Annotated in this window: 12 protein-coding genes; 1 reads left to right on the top strand and 11 read right to left on the bottom strand. The window is 38.6% G+C overall.

Features of this window, described 5'->3' with window-relative positions; all coding sequences use genetic code 11:
- Positions 1-87 precede the first annotated feature (87 nt).
- The 11 genes from msrA to AC3ITD_RS05115 form a co-directional block, all read right to left on the bottom strand.
- Entirely contained in the window at positions 88-579 is a 492-nt protein-coding gene (gene msrA / locus AC3ITD_RS05165; protein ID WP_489364611.1) for a peptide-methionine (S)-S-oxide reductase MsrA, read from the bottom strand.
- Between the two features lie 22 nt (positions 580-601).
- Positions 602-1,396: an SDR family NAD(P)-dependent oxidoreductase gene (locus tag AC3ITD_RS05160; RefSeq protein ID WP_489364609.1), complete on the bottom strand. Its 795-nt coding sequence runs from the start codon at positions 1,394-1,396 to the stop codon at positions 602-604.
- A gap of 83 nt (positions 1,397-1,479) precedes the next feature.
- On the bottom strand, positions 1,480-3,558 hold the full coding sequence (locus tag AC3ITD_RS05155; protein WP_489364607.1) for an FUSC family protein: 2,079 nt from the start codon (positions 3,556-3,558) through the stop codon (positions 1,480-1,482).
- A gap of 129 nt (positions 3,559-3,687) precedes the next feature.
- Complete coding sequence (locus AC3ITD_RS05150; protein ID WP_489364605.1) at positions 3,688-4,752, bottom strand: metallophosphoesterase; 1,065 nt, start codon at positions 4,750-4,752, stop codon at positions 3,688-3,690.
- Between the two features lie 30 nt (positions 4,753-4,782).
- Complete coding sequence (locus tag AC3ITD_RS05145; protein ID WP_489364603.1) at positions 4,783-7,608, bottom strand: FAD-binding and (Fe-S)-binding domain-containing protein; 2,826 nt, start codon at positions 7,606-7,608, stop codon at positions 4,783-4,785.
- 175 nt (positions 7,609-7,783) lie between these two features.
- On the bottom strand, positions 7,784-8,320 hold the full coding sequence (locus tag AC3ITD_RS05140) for a DUF3347 domain-containing protein (protein ID WP_489364601.1): 537 nt from the start codon (positions 8,318-8,320) through the stop codon (positions 7,784-7,786).
- Between the two features lies 1 nt (position 8,321).
- Positions 8,322-10,769, bottom strand: coding sequence for a zinc-dependent metalloprotease (locus tag AC3ITD_RS05135; RefSeq protein WP_489364599.1), 2,448 nt, complete (start codon positions 10,767-10,769; stop codon positions 8,322-8,324).
- 1 nt (position 10,770) lies between these two features.
- A complete protein-coding gene (locus AC3ITD_RS05130) occupies positions 10,771-12,198 on the bottom strand; it encodes a RagB/SusD family nutrient uptake outer membrane protein (protein WP_489364597.1) in 1,428 nt (475 codons plus the stop codon).
- 4 nt (positions 12,199-12,202) lie between these two features.
- On the bottom strand, positions 12,203-15,808 hold the full coding sequence (locus AC3ITD_RS05125) for a SusC/RagA family TonB-linked outer membrane protein (protein WP_489364595.1): 3,606 nt from the start codon (positions 15,806-15,808) through the stop codon (positions 12,203-12,205).
- 43 nt (positions 15,809-15,851) lie between these two features.
- Positions 15,852-16,997 carry a FecR family protein gene (locus AC3ITD_RS05120; RefSeq protein WP_489364593.1) on the bottom strand — a complete coding sequence of 382 codons (1,146 nt, stop codon included), beginning with the start codon at positions 16,995-16,997 and terminating at the stop codon, positions 15,852-15,854.
- Between the two features lie 62 nt (positions 16,998-17,059).
- Positions 17,060-17,662 (bottom strand): RNA polymerase sigma factor, encoded by a 603-nt coding sequence (locus tag AC3ITD_RS05115; RefSeq protein ID WP_489364591.1) that lies wholly within the window; start codon positions 17,660-17,662, stop codon positions 17,060-17,062.
- A gap of 304 nt (positions 17,663-17,966) precedes the next feature.
- Between AC3ITD_RS05115 and AC3ITD_RS05110 the strand changes: the two genes are divergently transcribed.
- Complete coding sequence (locus tag AC3ITD_RS05110; protein WP_489364589.1) at positions 17,967-19,019, top strand: endonuclease/exonuclease/phosphatase family protein; 1,053 nt, start codon at positions 17,967-17,969, stop codon at positions 19,017-19,019.

Below are 19,019 nucleotides of genomic sequence, written 5' to 3'. Positions count from 1 at the left end.
CTCATCTAAACATTGCTTCAGGAAATTTTAATAAATCCGTCTAGAAGGTCAGGATGACATCGATGTTTTTGATATGCCCGCTGCTTGTTAATCCAGTTTCCAATCTGGTCTTTCAAAGTGGCAGGTATAACCATAAGGAATTTTTTGCAAGTAATCCTGATGATCTTCTTCCGCATTCCAGAAATCTCCGGCAGGAACAACCTCTGTAACAAACTTTCCAGGCCATTTGCCCGAATTTTCGAGTTCCTGAATCAATTCAAGCGCCGTATTTTTTTGATCCTCACTCAGATAAAAAATCGCCGAACGATAAGATGTACCTACATCATTCCCTTGACGGTTTTTTGTTGTCGGATCATGAATTTGAAAAAAATACTCCAATAATTTTCGATATGATATTTCTTCAGGATTAAATACAATTTCTATTCCTTCGGCGTGGGTGCCATGATTTCGGTATGTAGCATTCGGCACGTCGCCGCCAGTATAACCCACTACTGTTGAAATTACGCCTGGTTGATGACGGATCAATTCCTCTACCCCCCAGAAACAACCTCCTGCTAATATGGCTTTTTCAGTATTCATAATTATATTCTAATGTGTTATGTTATAAAATTGAACGGATTAAGCCGCCTTCTACACGTATTGCTGCCCCGTTTGTGCCAGAAGCCAATGGACTTGAATAATAAGTTACTGCATTGGCAATCTCACTTACATCCAAAAACCGCTGGATTAACGACGTTGGACGCATGTTTTTAAAGAAATCTTCTTCAACTTCGGCGATACTGATATTTCCCTTTTTTGCTAAATCTTCAATAAAGCCTCCAACACCTTTTGATTTTGTGGGTCCAGGCAAAATTGAATTTACGGTAACATTTGTACCTTTGCTTAGCTCAGCTAAACCTCTGCTCACACCCAATTGGGCGGTTTTTGTCATTCCATAATGGATCATTTCATCGGGAATGAACACAGCAGACTCACTGGAAATGAAGATAATCCTACCCCAATTGTTTTCCAGCATCTTTGGAAAAATATGACGTGATAAACGAATTCCGCTCATCACATTCACTTCAAAAAAGCGAAACCAATCTTCATCATTAATTTCTTCAAATGATTTTGGTTCGAAGATCCCGGCGTTATTTATTAAAATATCAATCTGTGGCAAAGCAGCGATTAAATCATTCACCTCTTCTACCTTTGAAAAATCTGCAGCAATTCCACTTACCGCGTTACTTCCAGTAGTTTTTTTCAAGTCTTCTACGGCAGTATCAACAGTATCTTTCGATCTTCCGTTGATAATTACATTGACCCCTTCTTTTAAAAAACTTTCGGCAATAGCATAACCAATACCAGCTGTTGAGCCGCTGATAAAAGCTGTTTTATTTTTTAGATTTAAATCCATTTTGTATCTCCTTTAAAAACGTAATAATAACAAATACGTATTGAATCTGTTTATGCGAAAATGCATATTGATGTAAAAATCAATTAGCTGATTTTGTAGCACTCGTTAAGGTTAGCAGATAAGGATAGAATGATAAGTAATTTTTGATACAATGCATTATTGCCAACTACTTCGCCGATGGACTGTTGATTAGATTCAAGTCTATTAACAGAACTTTCCGAACTTAAGTTTAGATTGAAATGGATCTCGTTAAATATTTGATCATTAAAATTTTGATTGACTCTTTCTCCTGATAAAAAGATAGAAGTAACCATAGCATTAATTTTATAAATGATCACCTGCAACTCGTAGAAGTTCTTCAAATCTATTGACGATTGCTGAGGTTCCTGACTGGCAGATTCGATAGACTCAGACAAGCTTGAAAGGCTAAGGTTTGCATTCTTGCGTGCGAGTCTCGCCGTATTTTCACCCTGATTAGATTCCGTTGTGGCGATCATGAAGTACTTCAAGCTGGCATCTGCTGCTTCCTTTATCTTTTGATGTAGGTTTTTGCTATCCCAGATGGGAAAAAGATAAGTAGCCATAATCGCTATGGCACATCCGATAGCGGTATATAAGATTCTAGCATTTACAATATGATCAAAATGACCATGATAACTCCCTAAAGTAAGAATAACTGCAGGCGTAATAAAAAGCACGCTAATGGTATAATTGATTCTGTTGAAAGCATAAAAACCAAGCAGACAAATTGCAGAAGTACACAACAGAACTGCCGGACTTTTAATGATGTAAACCAACACCAAACCAATTACAATCCCCCCTAAACTGCCTTTGAGTCTTTGAAAATTTCGTTTCCAGGTGATGGAAAATTTTGGGCGGGCGACAATTACCAGGGTTAGAAACAGCCAGTAGCTATATTTACTATCTTGAAATTGACTGATTAAGATAAAACCAAAAAGAAAGCAAATCGCCATCCGCAAAGAAAAGCGAAAAATCGGTGATTTTAAAGTGAGATGATCACTTAAGGCAAAACGGTCGGAACTTAAAAAACGAGGAAAAGCAATTTTTTCACGACCAGCTTTGTGGTGCGCAGTAAAAGTTTGTTTATTACGAATGGAAGCTATAATACTGCTGATCTCGTCGACATTTGCTAAGACATTTTTGACAAATTCTGTTTGAGTTTCAGTAAGCGCTGGAAGTTTTTGGATCAAAAGTACTCTACTTTCTAAAAACCTGCTCACCTCTTTTGATGAACTTGGTCGATTATTCTTTGAACGGATCTGCTGCTCAAGCGCTTCAATTTCTTCTGCAAGTTCAGCTATCAAACTGGCAATCAACGGCAGCACATCAGTTCCCGCCAAGGTTTGCCTCACGTTTTCGTAATCAAAATGCACCGCGTTAAGTTGCTCATACAAATCAATAAGAAAGCCGGCCCGGGCCAGCAAAATTTGTCCGTTGTTATTCTCTGGATCCATTGCATAGCGATCAGTTAAAAGCAAATTCCGGATCAGTTCGTGCTTTTGATTAACACGAATATGAAGTTTGATGATCTCCTTTTGTTGATGATCCAGCGGGATACTGGGATCATAATTTTTAGCTTTTGCCTTTAAAAATTCGGCACTAGCCATCAGGCACTCAAAAATAGCATGATTCAACGAACGATACGGTCTGATGACTGTCTGAATCAAACTGATCATGTAATACCAAATTCCTCCAAGTAACATGTATCCACTAAAATAAATTGGCCGTGGCGGATGAAGCCCCATTACAAAGGCGCATACAATAAGCGACATGGTTCCTATCAAACCCATTTTTTGACCGTAAACACTTAGAAGTGAAAATGCGAAGGCCAGAAAGGTAATCACAAGGGCCTTAAAAATAGGATAATCTAACACCTGTGAAACCAGAAAAGTGGTAAATGAGAAAAACGCAAGACTTAATAAAGCCGTTCTAAACTTATTAAAACGGTTATCGGGCAAATCTGTTAAACTAATGAGCAATGCACCTACGCCAATACCGGTTGCAGCTTCCCTATTTCCAAGATAAAAGAAAAATATAATCGGAATGATCACTGTGAGCGTGGTGCGCAGCGCATCTGAAAAATATTCTCCAAGAAAAAAATAGGTGATAGATGAAATTACTCGTTTGCCTTTAGTAATCAAGATGAATATGGATGATTTTGTTAGTACCGCAAAGGTAAGGGATCAAAGCAATTTATTCGTCAGGAATGTGTGTTTATAGCTGACAAATTTAGCTTTTCCGATTTCTAAATCTATTACTGTACCGAAATGCTATTGAGCCAACTTTATGGGTTCACGCAAATTCTTATCATCTACAACAAAACCTGCATCGCCAATGAAAAGTGCTGCTTTTGTATTTCCACGATGCTGATCTACATCAACACCAATTACTTTGAAATTGTAATAAGCGGCAATATTTTGTTTTGTAATGGTATGACCAACAAAAATCTGTTTTGCCCCAAACTTTTTCAACGTAGAATCTACAGTGGAAACGGCTACATTATTTTCACCGAAATATCCTCTAAACCAAAATGGGCCTTTGCTACTCATTAACAACGTACCTTCATCATTTAATTGTTTAGTTGGCATACCGTAAAATGCTCTACATCTCTTGTTAAGCTCTGCCAAAGTTAAGTCTGCCGCATTTATTTCCGGAGATATACCAGCATGCAAAAATAAACGATTTCCAATCTTTTCTACCGCATTTTTGCTCCTCAGCCACTTTCCAATTTCGGTGCTTTCTCCAATTAAATCACCATACGCAACTCCAAATAATTGAGCTGAAGCAGGGTACTTGCTGGCTAAATAACGTAAGTCACCAGCCATGTTCATCACATCATGGTTCCCCAATAGTACATGCAAAAAGCCACCCTTCTCTATTGCATCTGCCTCTAATCTGTAGAGCAACCATAAATATGGAATCACGTCTCTACCTCTATCAAACAGGTCGCCACAAATTACTACATGTGCTTTACCAAAAATCCAGTTATAGTTTACGTCCATCACTTTATTGGCGATCATTAGCGCTCTGAACGCTTCAAATTCTCCTTCGATATCAGAAAGAACTAAGAATTTATCTACCGATTTATAGCTTGTTGCTGGTATAGAAATAGATTTACGAAGGCGAAATTTGAAATTCCAATCTGGATTAGCTGAGAAAGAAACGGGGATTGAATCCGTTTCGTTCAAGGTATCGATCTTGACGACATCGTTTACAATTGATCGGGAAATAACTTTATTGCCTTCTTTAACTAGATAAGGACCATCTTGTTCCATTTGTGCACAAGAAGAAAAACAAATTAACAAGCCGATTAAGGTAAAGGCGTATTTAAGCATGGTTTTAAATATGAAAGATCAGAAGATTTTTTAAATACAATCTGCCAAAAGGTAAATAATAGACTCATAATTTTTCCCGACTGCCTCAGACATTGCTATTTCGCAGGTTTTACCAGAAGAATAGTAACCTTCATAATTGTCTTTTTTTACTTCTGTTGCCTCAGGCAATGTCGCAGAAGCCGTAAGTTCAGGGAAAAGAAATCCACGATCGCCGGCCATTCCGCAACAACCCGAATGAACAGGTAGCAGCACTTCATCAGCCAGTTGCTGGGCGATCTTTACAAACTTACCTTCTAAACCCATTTTTTGTAAGGAACAGACCGGGTGGAGCGCAATCTTGTTTTTCTTACGCACCACATTTGCCCTTGGCAATAAATAATCCAAAATATAGTCTACACTATCAATTATGGTTAAAGCATCATATTTAACTTTGTTATCCTCAGTTAAAGAAGGGCGACATTCTTGAAGCGTATAAGTACAGGAAGTAATGTCTAGAACAATCGGGTTCTTGCCACCCTCACTCCACTCCCATAATCTATTAACCGTATCATTCACAGTATGTTTGAACGCCTCATTGAAACCTTTTGATGAGAAGATTTGCCCGCAACATGTGTTCTGAATATTTTGAGGAATATGGAAGTTGATATTTAGTTTTTCGGAAACCTGAAGAAATGTTTCGATAATATTTTTTTGATCCGTTACCGCTCCACCCATGGTCCTGCTGATGCAGGTTGGGTAATAAACTACAGTTGGGGCATCACTAACATTTGATTTTGATATCCTGCTTCCTTTTGCATGGGTCGGTTTTATTTGGTTCGACCAAAGCGGCACTCCAGGAATTATCTTTCTGGCGCCCTTAGTTAAGTTAGTCATGGCGTTTGCACCAAATACCGAATTCATTCCGGAAGCAACTTCAATGCCGAATTTAATAATAGAAGTTACCGGCTTAAAATTTTTGGCAACCATCAGGGCCAGCCCGTTAGCAAATTTGCTATGGCTTTCTCTTCTCAAACGCTTTATTAATGAACCTGTATTAATATCCACCGGACAAGCCGTTGCACAAAGGCCATCAACGGCACAGGTTTCCAGTCCGTCATATTCATACTCCTTAAGAAGCTCCTTGTAAGTAGCATTATCGTTATTTCGCTTTAGCTTAAGTAACTCACGTCTCACTACGATCCGACGTCGAGGGGTTAAGGTAATATTTCTGCTCGGGCATTTGTATTCGCAAAAGCCACATTCCATACATTTGTCAACCTCTTCTTCAACCTTAGGTAGATCTTTTAAGTTCTTGATATGGGCATGTTTATCTTCATTAATGATTACTCCAGGGTTTAGCAGATTTCGTGGGTCAATCAGTTGTTTCAACGCCTTCATCACCTGGTAAATTCCCTCACCCCATTCAGTTGCAACAAATGGCGCCATGTTCCTGCCCGTTCCATGTTCTGCCTTAAGCGCACCCTTATATTTTTCAGTTACCAGTGTAACTACATCACGTAAAAAACGATCGTAACGGTCAATTTCAGTTGCTGTTTCAAATGCCTGCGTTACTACAAAATGAATATTTCCATCTTTAGCGTGGCCAAAAATAATCGCATTGCTATACTCAAACTTACTAAAAAGCGCTTGCAGGTCTAAAATAGCATTTCCCAATTCAGCTACAGGCACAGCAATATCTTCCAGAATTACGGTTGTACCGCTTGCCCTAACAGAACCAACAGAGGGGAACATCCCTTTCCTGATCTTCCATAAAAATGCCTGCTCAATAGGATCGTTAGTAAACTCTGGTGCCAGCATAAGTTCAAGTGCATCAGCAACGGCAAGAAATTGTGCTAATTTAAAATCAATAGCAGTTTGCGTATGATCCTGATACTCGACCAAAAGCGCTGCAGCCTCCTCTGGTAATGATTTAAGAATTGTTGGAACACCTTTAATATCTTCCACAGAGCGGAGTGATGCCCGATCCATCAGCTCCACAGCTTCAGCACCAGAATGCGTTAGTGGAACAATTGCATTACAAGCGGCATAAATATTTGGAAAATACAGCAAAGCCGTGGTTTTTAGCGGATAATCTGGCACGGTGTTAAGTACTGCTTCAGCAATAAATCCTAGCGTACCTTCCGCTCCAATCAAAATATGGGCGAGAATATCCAGCGGATGAGCATAATCGATAAAGGCATTTACCGAATAACCTACCGTATTTTTGGTTTTATATTTATTTCTGATGAGATTGAAAATTTCCTTATCAGATGTGATTTGCTCTTTTAACGCCAGGATGCCCAAACAGATGTCTTTACACTCGTTTTCAAAACGCACATAATCATCCTTCTGCTCCGTTGAATATCGCTTACCATTCGGTAAAACGAAGTTGATATACTTAATAGTGTGGTAAGAATTTTTACTAACACCGCAGCACATTCCGCTTGCGTTGTTTGACAGTATTCCACCCATCATGGCGGAGTTAATACTGGCCGGATCTGGCCCAATTTTTTTAGAGTATTTTTTTAACTCTGAATTGACGACAGCGCCTGTAACGCCTGGATACACGCGAACTTGCTCGCCACTGTCTTCTACCCGAACCAGGTTCCAGTATTGGCTTAAATCGACCAAAATACCATCAGAAACCGACTGACCTGATAAACTTGTACCCGCAGCACGAAAAGTAATGGGAACGTTATACTGATGGGAAAATCCGAACAACGTGATTACTTCATCTATAGAAATAGGCTGAACAACTGCTTTTGGTCTCAAGTAATAAAATCCGGCATCCGAAGCGTATGAAACCAGATCGATTAACCTGGTTTTGATTCGGTCTTCAGCAATTATTTTGCTAAGCAATTTTCCAATCTCGTTCATCTTTAATTCACAATAGTCTTTCTAGAACAAAGATAGTTTAAACTATCAATCATGTGCAACAACAAATCCCACGATTGGTAACAATATAAAGAGGAAATCCGAAAACTAAAAAGCTGCAGAAAACATCCGTTATTCTGCAGCAGTCTATCATTAACTATTATTTAAAATCTTTCTGTTATTTCTCCGCAATCACCTCTCCACAAGTCAGCATATTTTTAGGGTAATAAGGATTTGCAATTTTCTTTTCATCGCTCACCCAGGTTGTTCCCATCATAGGGCATTTTTGCTGATAAAGAACAATGTTTGCTGGTTTATACTTTTCGATATTTGCCCAAAACTTAGTCGACAGCTTTTCCATCAGCTTTCTCTGTTCATTGATAGATGGAGCGACAATGATGCTATCTGAAAGCGCTTTAATGCTTTGTCTGGCAACTGTCGCGTTGTTCATCTCCTCTAGCGTCAGTTTTTTAAACTTGAATAACGTAAGCGAATTAGAGAATTCTTTGGCAAAAGCAGCTGTTTTTTTCTCATCAGAAAGCACGAGGCTATTTTTCATACCTAAATAATTTGCGATCACTTGCTTTTTAAGTAATTCCCTTTTCTCTGCCAGTTCTGGCGTAGCTACTTCTTGTGCCGATGTTTTTACCTGGGCAGATGCCGAAAAGCCAAAGGCAGCAATAGAAAGCAAACCTGTTAAAATGTATTTTTTCATGTTATGGATTTATGGTTGTCTTTTTAATAATTTTATCGATTTCGATGCGCATATCTTGCAAATGAAGGTTATTTATGCCCGTTGTTTGTGGGATGATTTCCTCTAACTTTCTTCTGAGGGCTTTAATATGCGCCAATGCTTCCAGCCGAATATCGCTCCGCTGGGCACTACTCATCATCTTACCATCTGCAACATCTTTTGGGTTGATGACCATGCCTACTTTTTCTACATACGAACGCTGTAAATTCCTTAAATAGGTATCCTGCTGAATATCGAGTGAAGGTTTTTTCCAAACTGTTACCATTAAATCATCCAGAAATTCACTTACGGGATATGGATTAGCAGAGGTTAGTGCTTTTTGACTTAAGTTATAAAGCATCCCCGGACTAAGAAACATATTTAACATCTGCGATTGCTGATCAGAAATTTGTTCCATGGGCTTTAAATCGATGTATTTAGCCAGATCAGTCGGGTACATCCAAAGTGGTGCCTCAAAAACCTGGCGACCAACATAGCTCACCACGCTTTTCACTTTCTTTTTAGGAACCTCACTGTAAACCACTCCTTTTTCATCTACACTTCGGGTAGTCACGTAGCGATTGCCAATGTTTTTCATTACATGGTACAAATAACGACTGTATTGCTTAACAACTTCCTTGTGAAGCTCAGCCAGGTTATTATACTGATCTCCAGGTTCATATGTCCAATGTTTCAGATTAGCCACTACCCTCTTCAAATTCTTGATTCCGTAGTCGCTGGCAACAATGGCATCGTCACCTAAATCTTCCGACTGGCTACGTGGGTCTTCATCTTTACCTTCACCTCCGAACCATAATCTTGGGTTATTGGTGAGGGTATCGGTGGTCATCTTATCCAACAACTTTTCCTCTGCATATTCATCTTTTTGACCATCAAAATATCGGTAGCCCCAGTTTATTGCCCATTTATCGTAGGCACCAATCCGGGCATAAATGCCTTTTGGAGAAATATTGTCTTCAGGCTGCGCCACATAATTGAAGCGGGCATAATCCATGATCGAAACCGTGTGTCCGTTCTTTTCCACCCAAGCCTTATCACGAAGTTTTTCTACCGGAGTTTGGCTGCTTGCACCCATGTTATGCCTTAATCCAAGCGTATGCCCAAGCTCGTGTGAGGAAACAAAGCGAATTAACTGCCCCATCAATTCATCATCAAACTGCATTTTTTGCGCTCTTTTATCTAGCGGACCAGCTTGAATCATATACCAGTTGTGCACCAGTTTCATCACATTGTGATACCAACCCACATGGCTTTCCATAATTTCACCGCTGCGAGGGTCGCTAATTCGTGGACCATAGGCATTCGGCGTTTCCGAAGCGTAATATCTGATCACCGAAAAGCGGGCATCCTCTAAACTCATCGTCGTATCTGCAACAGGCCATTCTTTACCAATGATGGCATTTTTAAAACCCGCCTGCTCAAATGCTTTTTGCCAATCGTTTATCCCCTGGATTAAATAAGGACGCCATTTTTTTGGTGTGGCCGGATCTATATAATAGACAATTGGTTTTTTTGGCTCAACCAAAATGCCCTTTTTGTACTTTGCAATATCTTCCTGCTTCGGCTCTAAGCGATAGCGTTGCACCAAATATTTGGTTTGCGTACGTTGATAGTCATCATCAAAAAGGATGTATTTGTTATTGAAATATCCAACCCGCTCATCAGAAATACGCTTTCTCATGGGCACTTTTGGCAAAAGAATAAAGGAGGTATTTAAACGGAGGGTAACGGCGCCAGTTAAAGCTCCGGCAGGAATGCCCAAACCAGCACTGGCATATGTTTTGGTGGTTTTAATTTCGGTGTTAATTGGATAGCATGATATCTTCTCAATAAAAGAACGATCGTCTGCTAAACTATTTAACTTTTTCGTTGATTTTTCATCAGCAGAAATTGAAACCACGGCCACGTCTTTCTTAAAAAAATCGGTAACATCAATTACATAATTTCCCGTAACCGGATTCTTGGCTTTTATATCGAAACTGGCCACAATCGGACTTTCCTGCGATTGCATCATCGCTTGAAAGATAGGTCCATCGAGGCTTTTAGCTTCCTGGCGATAAACAACACCTTTAAGAAACAAGTTATTGCTATTCCCTTTTTGAAAATATAATGTTTGTTCGTTCACTTTTTCACCACCGAAACTCCCAAATCCTTGAGGAGTGGTCACATACCGGGTAACGGCAAGCAAATATCTGCCGAGCAAACTATCAGGAATCTCAAAAAACCATTTTTGATCAACCTGACGAACATTGAAAAGTCCATCTTGCCCAATGGCACTGGCAGGGATAATTTTGCTGTACTCAACAGGAGCTTTTTTAACTGTGCTATCGGGTTTTGCAACCGGTTTTTGACCAAATGCTGTTAGGGAGAGCGCAAATGAAATCGGAAGTAAAATTTGTTTAAAATTCATCTTAAAACGGAAGTTTTTCGTCGGTATTTAAAGTTATGTTTGGATTTTTCTTTAGAATGTTAAGAGGAAACGGAATCACATACAATCTTGATGTTGGCAAGAGCGTATAGGTTTGCTGAGGAACAGTTTTGTTCACCACAGGATAGGTACGAACTACTGTCTTTGCATATTCTGTTTCGGTGTTTAATCTTTTTAAATCGAAAAAGCGATTAAAGCCTAACACCATCTCTTTCCTCCGCTCATTGATAATAATTTCCATAGTTTCTTTCCGCGTTGCCGGAACAGGAAGATTAATGGTGCCAGAAAGAATACGCTTCTCCCGCAACTTATTTACAACGGCCATTGCTCCTGCCAAATCATTCTGACGGGCCAAACATTCAGCCTGCATTAAATAGACCTCCGTAGTTTTCAAACCCACTGTTGGATAAAAAAAGCGGGTATAAGCGATACTGTAATAGGCAGCACCAGAACCAATATCCAAAAAGCTTGCGCTTGTAGTGTTAAAAAACATGTTAAAGCGAGCATCATTTGTTCCAAATAAAGCTCTTAACTCAGGACTAATTAACCAGGTAAAACCAAAATTAGTTTCGTTGTAGCCCTGAATGTATTGATAACTTAATACTTCCGGATTATTAGGTGCTATAATTGGCACAACAGCTGGCCCACCTTGAATAGTATATTTTACTAAATCAAAAATCTGGTTATTATAAGAAAGTGACTTTTCGCATGCTTCTTTTGCCTGTGCAATTTCTCTTTTAAACAAATGGATTTTCGCTTTTAGCGCCCAGGCGAAAGCCAAAGATGGATGATATGGATCGCTGGGCTGAACCTGTAAAAATGGAATAGCTTCATCGATATCTTTTTGAATGAAATCGTAAACCTGCGCCACTGTTGATTTGGTAGGTTGCGCCTCTAAATCATATTTATCCATGATGCAAATTCCACCATCGGTAGCCGCAGTAGCCGGATTATAAGCTTTAGCATAAACATTAACCAAAAGAAAATGATCAAAGGCTCTCAATGCTTTGGCTTCAGCTTTGGCCAAATCTTTAACGTTTTGTTCGCCCTTACTTGCATCTACTGATGAAATGATGGTGTTCCAGCGATTGATATATAAGTAGGCACGATCGTAAAAGTTAGATGAACTGATCATTGATACCCGATCAATATTTTCGTTGAAACTGAAATGGACAGTATTGATATTTGGCGTAATACCGATGAAATTGGATTCCTTAATCCACATATCATCCACCAGGTATTGAAAATTACTGATGAGATATGCTCTATTTGGAAAAGAAACTAATTCATAATAATCTTGAGCATTCTCTATTACCAACGATCCTTTTGGCGTTAAATCGGTATATTTTTTACACCCAGAAATTGCGAAGACAATTAGAAAAGATGCAAGTATTGCTATATTTTTTTTCATGACGTTAAAAAGTTAAGTTGATGCCCAATACAAATGATTTCGGATTTTGAAGGGTTCTTGTACCCGAGTTCAGTGAATATGATTCTGGATCAATATCATCTCCGGCAGCACTTGCATACCACAAATTGTTAACCTGTGCCGTAAATTTAGCTGATGGAATATTGAACTTCTTGATAAACTGTTTTGGCAAACTGTAACCAAGAGAAATACTTCTCAGTTTAACGTAATCAGCTTTCACCACATTCACATCTGCTTTCTGCCACAAAGTTGAGATTGTAGACGCTCTCGTTAGCATCGCTTCTGAATAATCAACATATAACCTCGGCAATTCAGGCGTGATCCCGTTTTTATAACGTTGTGTAATATCTAAATCGGAGATATCGTTTGAACCTAATGGCGTCACATCCTTTCTCATCACGTTGCCACCAGAGAAAACCAATAAGGCACTTAAATCAAAATTTTTATAGGAAACACGTTGAGAGAATGACCCATTGTAGGTTGGTATCAAAGAACCCATACTTACCAAAGCAGCATAGTTATTGATATCTCTACTTGTAGATACTATTGGGGTTCCCGTCGCATCAAATTCGAGCGTTGCCCTACCATTTTCATCCAAGAAATAAGGATAACCATTAACCATACCACCATAACGGTAAGCATACAAAGTATTATAGTCTGTACCTTCTGTATAATAGGTTTGTGGAGAGCTTACATATGAAGTAGCAGTTGCCAGCGCTCTATTTACCCTGCCAATTTTACTTCTATTAAAACCCAAAACAAAAGTAGAACTTAACGTCAAATCGCCTGATTTAAACCAATCGCCATTTACTGTAAACTCGATTCCTTTATTTCTTAAAATACCATTATTAATGGTTAATGATGCTGTACCAACAGTTGGATCTAAATCAGTCGTTACCATTAAATCGGTACTTTTTCTATCATAAAAATCAATAGTTCCGCGTAGCCGATTACCCAAGAAAGCCATATCCAAACCTAAGTTGTAAGTTTCTGTCTTTTCCCATCTCAATTTCGGGTTTGGCAAACCAATAATGTTTAAATATTGAAGTGATGTAAATAGATTATCATTAACTCTTCTTGCAGTTAAGAACTTTGTGGTTTCCGTATTTTGATTTCCATTTACACCATATGTAGCCCGAAGTTTGAGCAAATTAACCCAACCAAGCGATTCGATAAACTTTTCGTTGCTAGCGTTCCACCCTAAACCAACTGACCATAATGGCCTGTTTTTAAATTCTGGATCAGCTCCAAATAAATCTGCCTGATCTATCCTGAAACTACCAGTTACGTTGTAACGATTTAAATAAGTATAGCTGGCATTTGAAAAATAAGAAAGATTTCTGTGTTTAGTTTCTTGGAAGCTTCGACCAGCAATACCGAGAGTTTTATTACCACCAAAAATGTAACTCGGTAAGCCTGTTTGACTCACAATTTGATTATTAATTATTGTTGATGTTAACGTAACCGGATCGTAACCATATCTAATATCGCTCATTCCGATAGGTGAAAAGGTTTGACGCATCTCTGTACCTGCAATAGCAGCTATGGAATGTTTTCCATCACCGAAGGATCGATCAAAACTCAATTGATTCCTAAAGGTATAAGAGTTTTTTTGCTGCATATTTTGGCTTATTCTACCACCTGTAGGTAATCCATATGTGTAAGTATTGGTAGCGGGGGTAAAATTCACTAATGCGTTGTATGCAGCTCGCATTTTATAGGAGTTTACATCGTAAATCTGCTCTGATTTTGTTGTTCCCATTTCATACTGAATCTGGCTGGAGAAATTCAAACCATCCATAATTTTAGCTTGAACGTTGGCAAAAGCTCTTAAAGAAACCGTATTGACATCTGTTAAACCTTCATTCAGCGATTCCAAAATATTAAATCGGTATGATTTATATTGTGGCATGTTACTAAGTGCTCCTGCAACTGCACCATTAATAATAGAACCCGCAATACCGTCCTGAAGACTAACATAATTTGAGTAAACCAAACTCCCGTCAGGATTTACTATGAAAGCATATCGAGGGGAGATAGCGGTATGAGAATCATAACTTCCTTCAGTTGAAGTAGATGTTGAGTAAGCACCATTAAAACCGATGTTGGTTGATAACCATTTTTTTATGTTATAAGTATTTTTGAAATAAAGTGTAAATTTTTGACTGTTATTTCCTACTATACGTTCAGCAGAGCGATCGTAGTTGATGGATGCAAAAGTATTCGATTTAGAACCTGCTGAACTCAAAGACAAGTTGTAACGTTGACGAAAAGCATTCTGCCATACGTTATCGCGATATTGCTCGTAGTAATCTGCGGTTTTAAAAGAAGTTATTTGTTGGTTAAACTGATCTGTGGACACTTTGCCTGCATCTCTATCTCTAAATAACTGATATAAGGGACTGTAATATTTGATACTTCCGTTAGCAACTGTTCCATAAGCGGCAAACATGGTTTCAGTATTGGCATAACGGGCACGTTCTCTGTTATAAACATCTGTTTCAAAATCTACAATATCAGCAGTTGATGCGTAATGCATACTTTCGAAAGTCGGTTTTGTATCGATGAAAAAGTCGGTATTTAAAGAAATTTTAAACGGCTCTTTTCCTTTTTTAGTCGTTAATACAATCACCCCATTTGCCGATCTTGATCCGTAAATTGAAGCGGCAGCACCATCTTTTAAAACAGTAACTGATTCAATATCATAAGGATTAATTTCTTCTAAAGGGGTTTCTGTTGGCAAACCATCAATTACAACTAAGGGAGCGTTTCCTCCTACTATTGTAAATGTAGCCTGCCCTCTTAACACTGGCTGATCAGGACCCTGCCCGTTTGGATTTTTATTATAAACCAATCCTGCCACACGGCCTTCAAGCGCACTAAGTATGTCAATATTAATATTTTCGTTTAGCTTTTTCTCGTCAATGATGGTTGCTGCTCCAGTTGATCGCTCTTTGCTAATAGATTGAAAACCATTTACCACCACATCAGCTAGCAAAGATGAATTTGCATTCAATTTTACCGTTACCACTCTCAAAGCAGCATTTCTATCAAATTTTTGTGTGGTTGAGAGGTATCCAATGTAGTTTATATCCAAAGTATTAAACTGGCTATTTAAATTCACATTGAAATGCCCATTACCATCTGTGGTGGTATATTTATTGGTACCCTTGATTTTTACCGATGCTCCTGGAAGCGGCCCACCAATACTATCGGTAACCATTCCATGAACAGTGTATTCTTCCAGATTTTGAGCAACCGCTTTTAGTACAATTGTTTTGTTGTTGTTAATCTCATACGTAAAATCTTGCCCCTTAACCACCGCATCCATTAATATTCTGATACTGTTGGTACTAAGGCTTAAACTAATGGGCTTAGCTTTTTTCACCAGTTCCGCATCATATACAAATTCATATGAGGTTTTGGTCGAAATTTCCGAAATAACGGTATTCAGCGGTGCTTTAACAAAATTGTACTGGTTGTTTTGCGCCGATACATTTAGCGAAACTAGCATCGCTATGCATAGAAATGCCGACCAGTTTAATAAATAGCCGCATCCCGATCGGACGAAGCGAAAGTAGTGGTTTGTCATAAAATTTAGTTTGGTTGGTTGTTAACTGACGACGACGGGTATCTTACTTCTCTAAAACAATCTTATTCGATTCGATCTCGAATTGGTAACCGGTGGCTTTTGAAATGTTTTCTAAAACCTCATCAATATCCGCCTTGCGGGATATTTTGATGTAGAGGTTTTTCTGCGGCATCGCAGCTAAATCGACTTCAACTTTGTACCAGCGCCCAAGTTTTTGCATCACTACATTCAGCGGAACATCGTTAAACAAAAATTCACCTTTGGTCCATGCTGCAAAATCGTCGGCCGAAACATTTCTCACCTCTAATTTGCTGTAACCTGCAGAAACTTGTTGGTTTGGTTTTAAAATAACCTCGCGACCAGCATTTGAAAACCGAATGCTTCCCTCTAACAGTGTTGTGGTTGTTTCCCGATCTTCGGGGTAACTGCTTACGTTAAACTGCGTCCCTAAAACCTTAATTTCACTGCCAGCAATGGCGACAATAAATGGTTTTGCGGCATTTTTGACCACTTGGAAAAAGGCCTCACCTTCGACAGAAACCTTCCTTTCAGTTCCTCTAAAATCTGTTGGAAAAGTTAGCTTCGAGCCGGCGTTTAGCATTACAATTGAGCCGTCGCCCAAAGTAACTTTGTACTCGCCACCTTTCGGAGTTTCCAGCGTGTTCAACCTCGAGGCCGTTGCCGAATCAGCATTTACAGCCATGTAAACAATAGTGCCATCGGCTTTTGTACTTACCTGAATGCCATTGTTCTGATAAATCGTTGTGTCATGTCCTACCCCAAGTCTAGTCTTTTTACCATCAAAACTTAATGTGGCAATTGCAGTTCCTGGAGTAATTTGGTGACCCGGATTTAAAAGCCTGTACGCCAGTAAGCCAAATAGTGAAATGATGAGGAGACTTGCAGCAATTTTAAGCAAGCTGCCAGTTCTTACAAAGGTTAAAACTTTACTTTTCTTCTTCTCAAAAAGATGTTCAGTAAGTTTGGCATGAACAGCATCCAGACGCTTCTGGTTTCCAAGTGCATCAAAGTCTTCGGCTCCACTTTCAATTTCAGCGGCAATTAAGTTTTTCAACTCCAATTCATCAGCAACTTCAAAATACTGAAAAAGCTGGTTAAGCTCCGCAGCATTGCTCTCATTAGCAATAAATCTTTCGAATAGTTCTGGTTTTATTGAGTTTTTCTCCATCGTTGTCATTATATATTATGCACGAGATGAACAAACACACTATCGCACTTTGATTTTTTTTGTTATTTTTTTAAATAAGCCAGAATACAGAGCATAATAAACTCCTGGGAATGAAAAAAAACATATCGCTTTACGTATTTCGTTGCGTTTACCAGTTGATTACTGACAGTTGAAGGACTTATTGCTAGAATTTCGGCAGCTTCCTTATAACTTTTACCTTCTAACCTACAAAGTTTAAAAATTTCCTTGCGTTGCGCTGGTAATTTATCTATCGCTGAATTTAATAAGGCGTAACGTTCTTTGTTAAAAATGTAATCTTCAGTTTGATTATAGAATTCTGCAAAGGTTTCGATCAGGTATTTTTGCATCTTAATGTGTAAGGCTAATTTTCGATAGTAACCATAAACCGTATTTTGCGCAATGGTAAAAATCCAGCCTTTAAAAGATTTAGATAAGTCGATATCATTCCTGTTTATCCAAACTTTGAGAAAAATATCCTGCAAAAGCTCATCAGCAACTTCATTATTTTTAACCATGCGCTGTAGTTTAGGCAATAGCAGCCGGCTATAGGTGGAATAAATGAAGTCAAAACCCTCCCTGCGACCACTTTTTAAGTATTCGAGGTATCTTAATTCGTCGCTATCGTTCAGATTTTCAAGGGACATTTTGTCAAAGCTACAAATTATGCTAATTAAATATTAAGAAATCCTGAAAGCACAACCAATATGAATTAAATTTCAAGAATTTTGGCCATATTTTACATTAAACAGATGCCCTTGAGGAATTTATAATTGAGGTTGGGGTTTGAAAATTTTCATTATTTTTCAGTCGAACATTCAGATAGATTAAAAATTCAAGGTTGGATCAAGTATTTCACGCAGTCAAAACAAACAAAGCGGTGTTAAATACGTTCTAAAAATTGTAAACTAAACTTAAAGCGCTCGGTCGCCTGCCGAACTTTCCTATTTGATGCATTCAGTTCTATTTTCTCTTAGTTTGTTGATTATCATTTCAACACTGATTCCGTTCATCCGTCACGACTTCTGGATTTTCAGGGTGTTTGAATACCCAAGGTTGCAAAAGCTGGCATTAAACCTGGTGCTGGTTGGGATTATATTTTTATTTGATTTTCCAAAAACCACAGTTGATCTCGTTATTATAGTTGCTTTATTGCTTAACCTTTTTTATTTATTATATCTGATTATTCCCTTCACCATTTTTGGTAAAAAACAGATTATTGATTCTAAAAACAAGGAAACTTCTTCTACCCTAAAATTATTCATCGGAAACGTTTTTCAGGAGAATAGAAAAGCGAATGAATATCTTACAATCATCGCCGAGTGCAAGCCAGATGTGGTTCTATTGGTAGAAACCGATTTATGGTGGCAGCAGGAAATGGATTTTCTAAGCAACGATTATCCACATCAAGTTAAAATTCCGCTGGAAAATACCTACGGAATGCTGTTATACTCTAAATATGAATTAATTGATGGTCAGGTAAATTACCTCGTCAAAAGTGATATTCCCTCTATGGAAACTCTGGTGAAATTACCATCAGGACAGTTGATTAAATTGTTTTGTTTACATCCCGAGCCACCAGTACCGCAAGAAAATCCTCGATCGACAGAGCGGGACAAAGAGATTTTGTTGGTGGCAAACAAAGCAAAAGATGATAAATACCCAGTGATTGTGATGGGCGATTTGAATGATGTCGCCTGGAGTTATACCACTGAATTATTCGGTAAAATTAGCGGATTGCTTGACCCAAGACGCGGCAGAGGATTTTTCAACTCTTTTAATGCCAATTATTTTTTCTTGCGTTTTCCTTTAGATCATATCTTTTGTTCAACAGATTTTACGCTTAACGCTATCAAACGCCTGGAAAATTGTGGCTCCGATCACTTCCCTATGTGCGTGGAATTGCAACATAACCCGAAGGCAGAAAGCCAAAATGAAAAACCGCAAGCCACACAAGAAGATCTTGAACTGGCAGAAGAGAAAGTTAATGCAGAAGTAGAGTAA

The sequence above is a fragment of the Pedobacter sp. KH_004 genome (genome assembly GCF_057840755.1).
The sequence above is the reverse complement of the archived record's forward strand: the minus strand, read 5'-3'. Positions and strand labels throughout refer to the sequence as shown.